Origin of the sequence: Maribacter sp. 1_MG-2023 (assembly GCF_030547005.1) — a bacterium.
Taxonomy (GTDB): domain Bacteria; phylum Bacteroidota; class Bacteroidia; order Flavobacteriales; family Flavobacteriaceae; genus Maribacter.
In genome coordinates, this window is record NZ_JAUOPN010000003.1 from 190,262 (window position 1) to 204,592 (window position 14,331).

The following is a 14,331-nucleotide window of genomic DNA, read 5'->3' on the forward strand; positions in this document are numbered from 1 at the left end:
TTGTGCCCTATAATTAAATATCCAATACGTTCATGATGCTCTTTAAACGATGAACAAAAGTTTTAGCCTCTACTCTATTATAGGCTGCAAAACCAATACGTATAGCATTATGGTTAGTTTTTGCCATGTCATATCTTTGTAATTCGGAAAATATCAGGTTTTCATTTTTCGCGATTTCCGCAACACTTTCCCAAGAAAATCGCTTATCCAAGGTCACCCAAATAGCCATGCCTCCTTTTGGTATTTCAAAGGACAAATAATATCCTAACTCTTCTCTTAACAAAGTACAAAACTCATCTCTCCGTGTTTTATAGATTTTAAGTGTTTTTTTAATGTGCCTATCCAAACTTCCATCTTTTATGAATTCCGCAAACGTTAATTCTAGCAATGCATCACCTTGACGATCAATAAACCTTCTCAGTTTTGCACATTCATCTACAAATGTTTTAGAAGCAATTAAATATCCCACACGGTATACTGGTGCAATAGTTTTACATACAGAACCTACGTAAATAACATTATTATGAATATCATGACTGGCCAAGGGCAATATGGGCGAATGATTATAATGAAAATCATAGTCGTAGTCATCTTCTATAATGGCAAAGCGATATGTCTTTGCCAAATTCAACAATTGTATCCTCCGCTCTGCAGAAAGAGTGACCGTGGTAGGATGATGATGATGTGGTGTCGTGTATACTGCCTTTACCTTGTATTTCTCACAAAGTTTTTTGATTTCAATAGTTTGTAGACCTTCGCCATCTATTTTAACCCGCAACAATTTAGCACCACCATATTCAAAAGTAGTATCAGAAGAACTATAATTGGTCTCTCCTACAATAACATACTCATCTTTATCAAAAAGTAATTGACCTGCCAAAAACATACTCATTTGACTACCCCTTGTAATCATAATATTATCTATACTTATACGAAGCCCTCTTGTTTCGTTTAGATAATTTACTAACGTTTTTCTAAGTTCTAAATTTCCATACGTTGTGCCATAGTCCATATATAAAGGTGTACTCTTCTTTGCGCTAATACTACGGTACAATGTGGCAATGGCATTTCTGGGCGCTAATCTTACATCTCCGATCCCATCATTTACATAGAGATTTTCTTTATTCAAGCTTTGCGGGAAACTTCTATCTAAATAGGATTGTTTTTTGAATGAAAATCCCACTTCATCTTTACCTTTTAAATCTATTGGATCAGCTCCTAACTTTTGCTGTTTCAACATAGGAATCTTCGAATGAACATAGGTTCCTTTTTGCGGTATACTTTCTAGCCAACCCTGTAAAACAAGTTCTTCATAGCAAGCAATGACAGTTTTTCTATGCACACTAATCAATAAAGCAAGCTCTCGACTACTTGGTAATTTAGCTCCTTTGACCAGTATTCCTTTTTTAATCAAAGCAATAAACTGATTGGTAAGTTGCAGATAAACGGCTTGTTTAGAAGTTCTGTCTATACGAATACTTGTTTTATATGGAATCATAAACTGGACTATTCAAAAATATATTTCTGGATGATTTACACCATCCACAAATCTATTAATTTTGAACTGTCTTAAAAATATTTTACATGAAAAACTATGATATCAGCGCTGTCAACAAAGTAAAAAGAGGTGCCAATAGAGCTACCTACGATGTAGAAAAAATCAATACTATTCTTGATGCAGGCTTCGTTGGCTATGTAAGTTATATTTATGAAAATAAAGCAATATGCCTGCCCATGGCCTACGGTAGGGATGGTAATAAAATTTACCTGCATGGCTCTCATAAAAACAGAATGCTACTGGCCTTGTTGGAAAATAAAGAAATAAGTATGACCGTAATGCATTTAGATGCATTGGTCTTGGCACGTTCTGGATTGCATCACTCCGTAAATTATAGATCGGCCACCTTGTTCGGGACCGTACAGAAAACAACGGATCCTGTTTCAAAAGAAAAAGCCTTAAAATGTGTTGTTGACCATATGATGCCCGGTAGATGGGATGGAATAAGACCCATGCACAAAAAAGAGCTCGATGGCACGCTAGTGGTCGAAATGACCATAACCACAGCCTCAGCAAAAATAAGGGATGTAGGGGTAAAAGACGAAAATGCAGATTTAGAGCTACCAATTTGGGCCGGTTTGCTCCCCCTAAAACAAGTTGCAGAGTTTCCTATCAGTGACGATTTATTACCAAAGGATATTGCTGTTCCAGAACACGTACTGACTTATTATGAAAATCTCAAACAATAACCCTGTGCTTTTGCACCTTTAAAAAGTACATCATATAAAAATAGAATTATGATCCCCATTGACGATTTATTATTATTCGGATTAGCGGCTTTGATAATGGTGCTTTCACCAGGACCAAATATGATTTATTTAATCTCTAGGTCATTGTCACAAGGAAAAAGAGCTGGAATCATATCCCTTTTGGGCGTAATGAGCGGTTTTTTATTTCACATACTTATGGTATCTTTTGGTCTAACCGCTATATTTTTTGCAATTCCGTATGCTTTCGTAATCGTTAAATTTCTTGGGGTCGGGTACTTATTATACTTAGCATATAATTCTATGAAATCTAAAAATAAAATTTTTGATGTTAATCAGAATTTGAAATCTGACACGTCGCTTAAACTATTTCGAAATGGACTTTTGACCAATATTTTAAATCCGAAAATGGCAGTATTTTATCTTTCCTTTTTTCCACAATTCATAAAACCTGCATATGGTTCTATATTAGGTCAGAGTTTTCAACTTGGAATCATACAAATAGTCATCAGCTTTTTAATTAATTTTTTAATTGTGATTTCTGCTGTTAAAATGGCAAGTTGGTTCTCTAACCAGCCCATTTGGCAAAGAATACAGAAATGGTTTATGGCTTCAGTATTAACTGGTCTTGCATTGAAAATGGCATTGACAAAAGCAAAATAAGAAAATGTTAGAAATAAGATTGAACTGTGAAAACTGCGATACCGAATTACAGAATGACAGCGATAAAGCAATGATCTGTTCTTACGAATGTACTTTTTGTAAAGATTGTGTTACTGAAGTTTTAATGAACGTATGTCCCAATTGTGGTGGTGGTTTTGAAAAAAGGCCTACCAGACCAAAAGAACAGTTAAAAAAGCATCCTGCAAGAAAGAATAAAATACTTAACCCAGTCATCGACAATAGTTACCTAAAAAAGTATTGCACTATTCACCCGAGAAAAAGATAGGCTATATACTTTGAGAATAATAACTTTGGCATTGATGAACCATGCAAAGTCATATACCGTTCAAGAAGCTACCAAAAAAATTGAAGGCTACTGCGCTTACCAAGATCGTTGTCATAAAGAAGTGATTTCGAAATTGAAAGAAATGGGTATGATCCCATTAGCAGTAGATACTATTATTGCTCAGCTTATTGAAGACCGATTTTTAAATGAAGAGCGTTTTGCAAAGAGCTTTGCTCGTGGCAAGTTCAACATTAAAAAATGGGGGAAAAATAGAATTGTTAGAGAACTGAAATTTAGAAACATCTCTAAATATAATATCACAACCGCCTTGAAAGAAATTGAGCCGGAAGCTTACTTGACAGCTTTAGATGATTTAGCTCACAAAAGATTACGACAGATTACCGAAACTAATATTCAAAAGCGAAGAAAAAAATTAGCGGACTACCTTTTATATCGTGGCTGGGAAAGTCATTTGGTGTATGAAAAAACATTTGAGCTTATAAAATAATACTCATTCAATTTCTGTTTACACTTTTTGATTTTTATTGGTTCTAGATATGGCTTCTTTATTTTTCCAATCTATCCAATCTTGCCCTTTTAGCTTGCGCATTAACACGTCATAGTAGCGCATCACTACAATATTATACGATGCCTTAGCCAAATTCTTAGGGTTATGCGCTAATCCCCTCAAACTCATTGAAAATCCCGGAGTGTTGTATTTCATATAATGCCAATAACCTTCTGGCATATATAGAACCTCACCGTGTGATAAAGTAGTTTTGAATCCTTTTGCCTTTTTCAAAGCTGGCCACTTTAAGTAATCAGGATTTGAGAAATCTATACTCTCATGTGTAATTAGCGAATGGGGAACTTTATAAAGCTTCTCTGTTTCTGACTGAGGAAACAACACAACTTCTTTTTCTCCATCGAAATGAAAATGAAATATATTCGCCAAATCGATATCGTAATGCATGAAAGTATACGAGTCTCGTCCGCCGAAAAACATCATTGGCACACCTTTTAAAAGTCTCAATCCAAAGTCAGGAAACTTATAATCTTTCTGTAGAGCTGGTACTTCCTTTAAAATATTCCAAAGAAAAATTCTATACTTGGTAGGCTCTTTCTTTAATAGATCCACATATTCTGCCATTTTCATTTTGGCATGTGGTTCATTGAAACCATCTTTATGCTGAACTGGTCTATCATCATACAAAGGCACAGTAATATTGCCCGCTACTTCTTTAATATAGTCTAGGTTCCACTTGTTATAAGCAGGCCAATCTTCAATAGCCTGTTCTAAAACAACAGGTTTTTGAGGTTTAAAGTAGTCGTTAATAAAGTTGTCCTTGGTAATATGTTTTACCCTCGGAATATCTGCTAACTTCAATTACACATGGTTTTTTAGGGAAGCCAAAGGTAATTAACGTAAAGAAAACAATTTCTTAAAAATGTATTAATGTAACCTTAGTCAATAATTTTAGCCTTTTGCTTCGCAGTTTCATTACGCTCAATAGAATGACCTGGTCTAGACCATTTTGGTTTTTCACCTAAAGATTCAATTTGAGAATCTTCTGCTTCTACCGTTTTAGGCTGTGACACCTTTGTAAATGGCTTTTGCGGATTTAAACCTAACATCTTGAACATCGCCATATCCTCATTTACATCAGGATTAGGAGTGGTCAATAATTTGTCGCCTGCAAAAATAGAATTCGCACCTGCAAAGAAACACATTGCCTGCCCTTCTCTACTCATTTCAGTTCTACCTGCAGATAAACGTACTTGAGTTTCTGGCATTACAATTCTTGTAGTTGCTACCATACGAATCATATCCCATATAGAAACTGGCTCAATATCTTCCATTGGGGTACCTTCTACAGCGACCAATGCATTGATTGGCACTGATTCTGGTTGCGGATTCAATGAAGTTAAAGCAACTAACATACCTGCTCTATCTTCTAACTCTTCACCCATACCAATAATACCACCACTACAAACGGTAACATTACTTTTACGTACATTTTCAATAGTATCTAATCGATCTTCAAAGGCACGAGTAGAAATAACATCTTTATAATAATCTTCTGAAGTATCTAAATTGTGGTTGTAAGCATATAAGCCTGCTTCTGCTAAACGTTTTGCCTGATTCTCAGTAATCATACCCAACGTACAACAAACCTCCATATTAAGCTTATTAATGGTACGTACCATCTCTAATACTTGATCAAACTCAGGACCATCTTTTACATTTCGCCATGCAGCACCCATACATACACGAGAACTACCTGATGCTTTTGCCCTAAGCGCTTGAGCTTTAACCTGAGAAACTGCCATAAGATCATTACCTTCAATGTCTGTATGGTAACGAGCAGCTTGCGGACAATACCCACAATCTTCTGGGCAACCACCTGTTTTTATTGAAAGTAAAGTAGAAACTTGAACCGTATTTGGGTCATGATTTTTTCTATGCACAGTTGCAGCTTCATAAAGTAGCTCCATTAAAGGCATATTGTATATTTCTAAAATTTCTTCTTTTGACCAATTGTGTCTTGCTTTGCTCATATAATCTTAGGTTGTTACCAGGGTTCAAAAATAACGGAATTTAAATTGAAAAAATAATTGGTAGGTTTTAAAAAAATTACCACATCGCTACAACTGTTCTCTTTTAACGTAGTTTATTCGCTTTTACTTACTAAAATACTCACTGCATTACCACCAAAACCAACCGCGTTTACCAGTACTTTTTTAATAATTCTACTATTTGATTTTGACTCAAGAAAAGGCACCGAAATCATTTGATTATGCTGTAACATTAAAACTGCTAACTCTAGATTTAGCATCCCCGAGGTTGCGAAGGTGTGACCAATTTTCCATTTATTGGTAGTTAATTGAGGCATGTAATCCCCGAAAACTTCTTGAATTGCATTGTATTCTGATGAATCTCCTTTTATTGTACCCGGCGCATGCATTACGATAGCATCTACCTCAGTAACATCTAAATCGCCTAAAGCCATTTTCATAGATTTCTGAAAACATATGGCATTAGCTGAAATGGAAGTATTATGTTTCAATATTTCTGTTGCATACCCTACTCCATCTATTATTGCCAAGGCATTTTTTATCACTCCCCATTCTAGACAAGCGACTGAAGCAGCTTCGCCTAATATCATAGAATTATATTCTTTCTTTAGGTTTAATGCTTGGCACGGGTAGCTTCGGCTACGCTCAATTACCGTTGATGTATCGACTACCGAACCAGAATTTGACTCGGTTACTTTTGCGTAAATTTTTAATGCCTTCATTTGAGCAATTGTGAAATTGGTCAGCGGAGCTTCACTGGCACCTACCAAAAACTTAGTTGCCATTCCGCTATTTAGCCAAGCCACTCCGTTCAATACCGAATGCAAACCCGTTGAACAGGTTATGGAATGAGATATTTCTGGTCCGGCTGCTCCTAAATCATGAGAAACCCATGATGAAATATTACCCAATGTAGTTGTTGGTGAGCTTAAAGTCGATGAAATACCTGTTGCTAAATACTCTGAATGATACTGCTCAAATAACTTGGTTGCGCCACGAGACGAACCCATGTTAATTCCGAATTCAGCTGTATTTTCCCAACCCGATTGCTTCACTGCCATTCTTGAAGCCACCATTGCGAAAAGTACACTGTCATCTAATTTTCTGTATTTACTATCAGACTCCCTTAGTTCCTCTACTAGTAATTTAGCAGATTTAGACAAAGGAGCCATCCAAGTTTTATCATCATTTATTTTTGACAAAGAGAAATAATGGTCATCGTTCTGATATGACTGCCAAGTTTCTTCTAACGTGCTACCTAAAGGTGACATTGAAGTAATGGCTGTTATGGATATTTTTTCTTTCAAATTCTAATCTAAAATGTATCTAAAGCCTCAGTGATCGCGTCGTAAATCTTCTGAAGTTGTATATCTGTAATTACGTAGGGCGGCAATGTATAAATCGTATTACCTAAAGGTCGTAACAACACCCCTCTTTCTAAAAAAAAACTGTAAAGTTGATTACGTAAATTACCATAACGTTCCATTTTTATTTCAAGGTCTATAGCAAGAATAGCCCCCATAACCCTTACTTCTTTTACTTTTTTATGATTCTGAATTTTGCTAGCATATGCGTTATGAGCATTTTCAATATAGCTTCTTCTTTCTATAATTTCTGGAGAATTCAAAAGCTCTATTCCCGCCAAAGCAGCTGCACAACCTAAAGGATGCGCACTAAAAGTATGCGCATGAAAAAAACCTTTGTGTACCTCATCACTAAGAAAACGGTCATAAATTTTCTGTGAACAACTGGTAATACTTAAAGGAAACATACCTGCCGTTAACGCCTTACTTAAACAAATAACATCAGGTTTATTCGTTAAATTATCTGATGCAAAATTCTTTCCTGTTTTACCAAAACCGGTCATTATTTCATCGGCAACACATATCACCTCTTGTTCTTGACAAAGACCTATTAACAAATCTAATCCTTCAACAGAATGAAATTTCATGCCTGCAGCACCTTGTACCAAAGGCTCAAAAACAAAAGCTGCACAGCTATTTTCTTCAAGAATTTGAGTTAACTTAGTTTTTACTTCATTTATATTATCTTCTTGTGGCGTAGGAATGCGTACCACCTTTAAAAGAAAATCTTCAAACGGACCATTGTAAGACGATAGACCAGATGCGCTCATGGCACCAAACGTATCGCCATGAAAACCATCTTCAAAAGCAATTAGTGTATCTCTTTTTTCTCCGTTATTATGAAAATATTGAAGAGACATTTTTATAGCTGCCTCAATAGCTGTAGAACCATTATCGTTGAAGAAAATTTTTGCTTGGTTATCTGGCAAAATGGCCATTAATTTTTCAGATAATTCTATTGCCGGTTCGTGGGTTAGACCACTGAACATTACAAAATCTAACTTTTGCATTTGCTCGGTCATTGCCGAAATTATAGCTTCATTGGCATGACCGTACATTACGGTATACCAAGATGCAATACCGTCAATATACTCTTTTCCCTCTTCATCAAACAATAAAGCACCCTTTGCACTAATTATAGGTAATTGTGGTTTACCCAACTTATGTTGAGTTAACGGATGCCATAAATATTTTTTATCTCGAGTAGATAGATTTTCCACTTTCATAGAATTTATAATTCTTCATTTTATCTATCTTGCAAAGATCGGGAAATAAACCGCAACAAAGAGATGCCCTTAAAAAGAAACGAAAAAGCATTTTTAAATTTTTCCGAATTGAAGAATACAGCTGTATTTTTCCTATTCTTTTTAATTAGTTTTTTTTATTCGTTTCCCTTTTTTCTTTAGAGACTACATCGATCACAATGAAAGTACCTTTATTCTTTTAGGTCAATCTTGGGCAAATGGGATATAAAATTAAATACATGATTTACACCCCTAACAATTGTTATTCGTCAGAATAGACGAATTTTCGATAATAAATAAGAAAAGGAAAATTATAGATGCTTATTTAGCCAAACATTATAAAGTAATTACCAGTATAGATAATCCCGAGATTTTACGACGATTATTATAATGTTCTTAATATTCCCTGAAATTTATCAGCATACTTTTTAATCACCTCTTTGGTAAATTCTTTTTCTTCTTCTATTCTACCTATTAATGACACTCCCGTTTTATGAAGAATAATATTTTCTGTATGAGGATTTTCATCTCCGCTAAATAATACCGAAACATCATAACCTTTGTGCAACAACCATTTTATAGTCAATAGCGAATGATTGATGCTACCCAAATAATTTCTAGAAACCACTATAACTTTATAATCTGGCATGATGATGTCGAACATGGTGTCTTCATCATTTAAAGGAACCAAAATACCACCAGATCCTTCAATAATTAAATTGTTGTCTGTTTCTGGTTCATTAATATGAAATCTATCAATTTCGATACCTTCAATTTCAGCCGCTGCATGCGGACTCATAGCTGCTTTTAAATTGTAGCTGCTTGGGTGAAATTTAGATTTCTCATTAGATATCAATCTCTTTACCTTATCTGTATCAGTGTTATCTAAATCACCTGCTTGTACCGGTTTCCAATAATCTGCTTGTAATGCTTCGGTAAAAATTGCCGATGCAATAGTTTTACCTACCTCTGTTGAAATTCCTGTTACAAAAATTTTTTGCATCTATTCTTACTTTGAGTTAGTTATCATTCCACAATTTAGGCACTTATATTTTCTTTTTTCAAAAAAAGGAAAAAGTTTATAAAATACTCCCTTGCTGTTATAATATGGTTCAGATTTTTGAGCCTTGCAATTAGGGCAAACAATAGGTTCCCCATCATTATCTACGGCATAAGCCCTTATCTCATCATAAATGGCAATTGCCCGTTCTTTATCTTTAGAATATACTTGTAATTTTACTCCGCCGATTGCATTGCTGATTAACGGATCTGAATTTAAGGTGTTTTCATCCCTAAGAAACACTGGTATACCTTCAGACTCTAGCTTGCCTTTTACAATTTGCACATCGGCTACGTATTCAAAAGAAGCTAGCTGATAAAATTTATCTTCCATATATTATATAAAGCTAGCTAACAATTTCACTAATAACCCTATTTCTTCTTTAGAATTAAAACTATGTAAACAAATTCTAAGTCGTTCTTGACCTTCTGGTACGGTGGGCGACAGAATTGCCTTAATATTGAAACCTTTATCAATCAACTTTTTAGACACCAATTTAGCTTTTTTAGAACCAGAAATTATACATCCTTGTATGGCGGTATCACTTGGTATAAAAAACTGTTCTATTTTATGTAAGCCCAACTGCTTTTTAAAATAAACTATATTTTCGGTTAATAACGATTTGGGTTCTTTACCTAATTCGCCCATATATTCATGTGCCGTTATAATTGTTGCCAAGGTATGTGGCGTTAATGCAGTGGTATAAATGAACGGCTTGGCAAAATTTACCAAATATTCTTTTAAATCTTCAGAACCAAGTACAGCTGCACCATGGCAACCAAAGGCTTTACCAAATGTTACCGTTCTTGCAAAAACATCTTTCTCAAGACCTAATTCTGGTATTAATCCTTCCCCATTACTTCCTAAAACACCAACTGTATGAGCCTCATCTACTATTAAATGATATCCGTTAGCTGTTGTAAATTTTGCAAATGCTTTTAAGTCGGGCGTATCACCATCCATAGAAAAAATACTTTCGGTTACTATATAAACTGCATATTTTTCATGCTCATTTCTAGCTGTATTTAGTTTTATCTTTTCTTGTAGGCTTACCAAATCGTTATGTAAAAAACTATACGCTTTTGCATTGCTCATACGTATACCTTCACGTATACTTGCATGTACAAACTCATCATAAAAAATTAAATCGCCCCTTTGAGGCACTGCACTAAATAGTCCCATATTGGCATCGTAGCCCGAGTTAAACACTAAGGCTGCTTCTGCTTTGTAGAACTCCGCCAATATAGACTCCAATTGTTTATATAATTTATGATTTCCTGACAATAGCCTTGAACCCCCAGACCCGTTCGACGCTACATTTTCTGTTAACAATAGCTGAAACGTCTTAGAAAATAAAGTTTCGTTGGTAGCAAAACCTAAATAGTCATTAGAAAGAAAATCAATTAAGCCTTCGGTAGACTCTAGCGAACGAAAGGTTTCTTCCTTTTTACGTTCTGCCAAGATATTCTGTAATTTTATGGGTAGTTGGATCATAGCGCAAAAATAGCTTTTCTATGAAATGATTGTGAAGTAATTAACGAATTCCTGTAATTTTTCTAACCTCTATATCCGTATTATTGAAAATAATTCAATCTTATACTCAAACTACTGATAAAATCATTTTAAAAATCTGACTAATAGTTACTTATAAATATTAAAAATTGTGAAATAAAAAGGATTTTATACGTGCGAAAAATAAACTTAAAGCATATTTTTGCCTCTTTTTTAAAGAAATTTCCTACTTTAACGTTAAAGTATTAGATTAAGTACATGTCTTTTGATAAGGATTAAATGAAAGGGAGTAATATTTTAGATACGAATAGATTAGAAACATTGATGTCTTATGACATTATGGATACGCACCCTGAGGTCATCTATGATGAGATAACATCACTTGCAGCCTCTATTTGTGATACACCTACAAGCCTTATTTCTTTAGTAGATGATAAAAGGCAATTTTTTAAATCTCATTTTGGATTAGATATTAATGGCACACCTTTAGAAGACTCTTTCTGCAAGCATGTCATTGCAGATGACATTAATTTATTAGTAGTAGAAGACACCCATAAAGATAAAAGATTTCGTGATTATAATTTAGTAAAAAACGACCCGAATATTGGTTTTTATGCCGGTGCATCGTTAACCACAGAAAATGGTCAACGCCTTGGTACCCTTTGTGTTTTAGATTACAAACCAAAACAACTTAGCGAAGTTCAAATTAAGGGTCTTCAAACACTTGCAAATCAAGTAATACAATTGTTTGAACTTCGTAAATCTAAAAAAATTGAAGAAGATCAAAAAATAGATCTAGAACAAAAAGGTAAGCTTTTAAACAATATTGTTAATGCAACAGGAATTGGTATTTGGGAACGCAATCTTTGCAACGACTCACTTACATTAAATGAACAGGCACTTGATATTTATGGCATTAATAAAGCATCTTTATCAGAATTTAAAACCGATACATGGTTTAGCCTTATTCACAAAGATGATTTAGAAGAAGTAAAGAAAAAAATGCTTGCTTGCTTAAGCTATCCTTCTAGCGATTGTAGTGTACAGTATAGAATGCTACAAAAAGACGGTACTTACAAATGGATACAAGACAAGGGCAAAGTACTTCAGTGGAGTGATAACAAGAAACCACAGTTAATGTACGGTACCGTGCAAGATATAACTGAAAAAAAGAATTATACCACAGAGCTTCAAAGAGTTAAAAATAACCAAGAAGCTATGATCAATAGCACTAAAGACTTAATGTGGTCTATTGATTTAGAATATAGGCTTATAACTGCAAATACCGCATTTCACCAACTAGTCAATAAAATTCAAGGTCAACCTTTTAATGAAGGTGACCTGGTTTTTTCTGACCAAGTAGCAGCTCAAGTAACTAAAAAATGGAAATCGTATTATAAAAAAGTACTTACAAGTGGTCCATTTTCGATAAAACAAAAAATTCAAGATCCAAAGAAATTCTGGACGACTTATGGGCTTACTTCATTTGACCTATTATATAATAAAGAAGGTGAAAAAACAGGTATTACTTGTTTCTCTAAAGATATTACATCAGAAGTATTATCTCAACAAGTACTTATAAATTCTAAAGAAGAGTTACAGAAAATTATGGATACTTCTCTAGACATTATTTGTACTATAGATGAAGAAGGATATTTCTTAAGTATCAATAAAGCATGTAAACAAATTTGGGGTTATGAACCTAAAGACATCATAGGTACCCGGTATCTTGAATTGGTTTATGATGAAGACATTAAATTAACCGAAGATTCTGCCGAATCTGTTTTATCTGGTAAAAAGGTTGTCAATTTTGAAAATAGGTATATGCACAAAAATGGAGCTATTATACCTATGTTATGGTCATCTAATTGGGATAAAAAAGATCGCGTCTATTATTGCATTGCAAGAGATAATACTGAAAAGAAAAAAGCTGAATTACTATTAAAAAACAGTGAACGCCGATTTAAAACCCTGGTTCAAGAAAGTAGTGACATTATTTCAATTGTTGATCTTGAAGGGATTTTTACCTATGTGAGCCCTAGCACAATGAAAGTACTAGGTGCCGCTCCAGAAAGATATATTGGCACGAATGCATTTGACTATATACACGTAAATGATGTAGAAAGGGTTAAGGAAAGATTTAGTTCTATATTAGACAATGATTCTGTTGAAATAGATTCGTTTAGATTTAAAGATATTAATGGTGAATGGAAATGGTTCGAAAACATCATAACCAACCAACTCAATGAGCCTTCAATAAACGGACTAGTTGTTACTACTAGAGATATTACCGCAAAGAGAAAAGCTGAAGAGAAATTAGAAAATAGCGAACGTCGTTACAAAACATTGGTTCAAGAAGGTAGTGATATGATTTGCATTGTTGATGAAAAGGCAATTTTCTCTTATGCTAGCCCTACCTCTACTAAAATTTTAAATATTACCCCAGAAGAGTTTGTAGGCACCAATGCTTTTAATCATGTTCATCCAGATGATTATGATACTGTTTACAACGAATTCATGAAGGTTCTTGACATACCACAAGTGAATATTAAACCATTTCGTTTTAAGCATGGATCTGGTCACTGGGTCTGGTTAGAAACTGCAATCACCAACAAACTCGATGAGCCTACCATTAAAGGTATAGTTGTCAATTCTAAAGATGTTACCACTAAAGTGCAACACTTAAACGCAATTGAAGAACAAAATGCTCAACTTAAAAAAATTGCATGGACACAATCTCATATTGTTAGAGCACCTGTTGCAAGATTAATGGGCTTAATAAATTTATTGACTGACGATAAAGGAAAATTGAACGCAGAAGAAAAAGAACAAGTACTAAATTATATATTTACCTCGGCAGATGAGATAGACCATATTATTAGAGACATTGTTGAAAACACCATTAATGTAATTGATATAGAAGAAAATAAATGAAGTATCAACTATTACTAATTGAAGACGATCCAATTTTTACTTTTTTACTCGAAAAAGGAATTAAACATGCCGAATTAAAGGGTGAGATTATTAGTTTTTCTAATGGAAAGCCTGCAATAGAATATTTAACTGAAAGGTATTCAGAATCGAACAACTATATTATATTTCTTGATCTTAATATGCCCATAATGAACGGCTGGGAATTTATGGATCAATTAGAAACGTTTGCAAAAGTTGATAACTGTATGGTTTTTATTTTAACATCTTCAGCTTATCGTAATGACATAGAACGTTTAAAGAAAAAACCCTTGGTAATAGATTTTGTAACCAAACCAATTACCGAATATCATTTAAATGGCATTAAAGAAACTATTGAAGATAAATTCGAAAAAAATCAAACCATATAATCTCCTATACATTTTATAA

At 34.1% G+C, this 14,331-nt stretch carries 14 protein-coding genes; 6 read left to right on the plus strand and 8 right to left on the minus strand.

Translation table 11 applies throughout. The features are described from left to right. Nucleotides 1-13 precede the first annotated feature (13 nt). On the minus strand, nucleotides 14-1,498 hold the full coding sequence (locus tag Q4500_RS05415) for a PLP-dependent aminotransferase family protein (RefSeq protein WP_303598700.1): 1,485 nt from the start codon (nucleotides 1,496-1,498) through the stop codon (nucleotides 14-16). 86 nt (nucleotides 1,499-1,584) lie between these two features. Between Q4500_RS05415 and Q4500_RS05420 the strand changes: the two genes are divergently transcribed. The 4 genes from Q4500_RS05420 to Q4500_RS05435 are packed head-to-tail and all read left to right on the plus strand — an operon-like array spanning nucleotide 1,585 to nucleotide 3,722. Next, complete coding sequence (locus Q4500_RS05420; protein ID WP_303598701.1) at nucleotides 1,585-2,247, plus strand: pyridoxamine 5'-phosphate oxidase family protein; 663 nt, start codon at nucleotides 1,585-1,587, stop codon at nucleotides 2,245-2,247. A 48-nt stretch (nucleotides 2,248-2,295) separates the two neighbouring features. Then, entirely contained in the window at nucleotides 2,296-2,928 is a 633-nt protein-coding gene (locus Q4500_RS05425; protein ID WP_303598702.1) for a LysE family translocator, read from the plus strand. 4 nt (nucleotides 2,929-2,932) lie between these two features. Next, nucleotides 2,933-3,214, plus strand: a complete 282-nt coding sequence (locus Q4500_RS05430) for a DUF1272 domain-containing protein (RefSeq protein WP_303598703.1) — start codon at nucleotides 2,933-2,935, stop codon at nucleotides 3,212-3,214. Nucleotides 3,215-3,248: 34 nt separating this feature from the next. Next, nucleotides 3,249-3,722, plus strand: coding sequence for a regulatory protein RecX (locus Q4500_RS05435; protein WP_303598704.1), 474 nt, complete (start codon nucleotides 3,249-3,251; stop codon nucleotides 3,720-3,722). 18 nt (nucleotides 3,723-3,740) lie between these two features. Here the strand turns inward: Q4500_RS05435 and Q4500_RS05440 are convergent, their stop codons facing one another. From Q4500_RS05440 to Q4500_RS05470, 7 genes are all read right to left on the minus strand, one after another. Next, nucleotides 3,741-4,601 carry a cupin-like domain-containing protein gene (locus tag Q4500_RS05440; protein ID WP_303598705.1) on the minus strand — a complete coding sequence of 287 codons (861 nt, stop codon included), beginning with the start codon at nucleotides 4,599-4,601 and terminating at the stop codon, nucleotides 3,741-3,743. A gap of 77 nt (nucleotides 4,602-4,678) precedes the next feature. After that, complete coding sequence (gene bioB, locus Q4500_RS05445; protein ID WP_303598706.1) at nucleotides 4,679-5,773, minus strand: biotin synthase BioB; 1,095 nt, start codon at nucleotides 5,771-5,773, stop codon at nucleotides 4,679-4,681. 113 nt (nucleotides 5,774-5,886) lie between these two features. After that, nucleotides 5,887-7,098 (minus strand): beta-ketoacyl synthase N-terminal-like domain-containing protein, encoded by a 1,212-nt coding sequence (locus tag Q4500_RS05450; RefSeq protein WP_303598707.1) that lies wholly within the window; start codon nucleotides 7,096-7,098, stop codon nucleotides 5,887-5,889. An 8-nt stretch (nucleotides 7,099-7,106) separates the two neighbouring features. Next, a complete protein-coding gene (bioA, locus tag Q4500_RS05455; protein ID WP_303598708.1) occupies nucleotides 7,107-8,381 on the minus strand; it encodes an adenosylmethionine--8-amino-7-oxononanoate transaminase in 1,275 nt (424 codons plus the stop codon). A 403-nt stretch (nucleotides 8,382-8,784) separates the two neighbouring features. Continuing rightward, the gene (bioD, locus tag Q4500_RS05460; RefSeq protein ID WP_303598709.1) at nucleotides 8,785-9,402 is read right to left on the minus strand and encodes a dethiobiotin synthase; all 618 of its coding nucleotides are present in this window, start codon (nucleotides 9,400-9,402) and stop codon (nucleotides 8,785-8,787) included. Nucleotides 9,403-9,408: 6 nt separating this feature from the next. Next, on the minus strand, nucleotides 9,409-9,792 hold the full coding sequence (locus Q4500_RS05465; protein ID WP_073240880.1) for a DUF2007 domain-containing protein: 384 nt from the start codon (nucleotides 9,790-9,792) through the stop codon (nucleotides 9,409-9,411). A gap of 3 nt (nucleotides 9,793-9,795) precedes the next feature. Then, the gene (locus Q4500_RS05470; protein ID WP_303598710.1) at nucleotides 9,796-10,953 is read right to left on the minus strand and encodes an 8-amino-7-oxononanoate synthase; all 1,158 of its coding nucleotides are present in this window, start codon (nucleotides 10,951-10,953) and stop codon (nucleotides 9,796-9,798) included. A 297-nt stretch (nucleotides 10,954-11,250) separates the two neighbouring features. Here Q4500_RS05470 and Q4500_RS05475 point away from each other — a divergent pair, with 297 nt between their 5' ends. Both Q4500_RS05475 and Q4500_RS05480 read left to right on the plus strand, forming a co-directional pair. Next, complete coding sequence (locus Q4500_RS05475; protein ID WP_303598711.1) at nucleotides 11,251-13,905, plus strand: PAS domain S-box protein; 2,655 nt, start codon at nucleotides 11,251-11,253, stop codon at nucleotides 13,903-13,905. After that, nucleotides 13,902-14,312 carry a response regulator gene (locus Q4500_RS05480; RefSeq protein ID WP_303598712.1) on the plus strand — a complete coding sequence of 137 codons (411 nt, stop codon included), beginning with the start codon at nucleotides 13,902-13,904 and terminating at the stop codon, nucleotides 14,310-14,312. Before Q4500_RS05475 ends, Q4500_RS05480 begins: the two co-directional genes overlap by 4 nt. The last annotated feature ends 19 nt before the right edge of the window (nucleotides 14,313-14,331 follow it).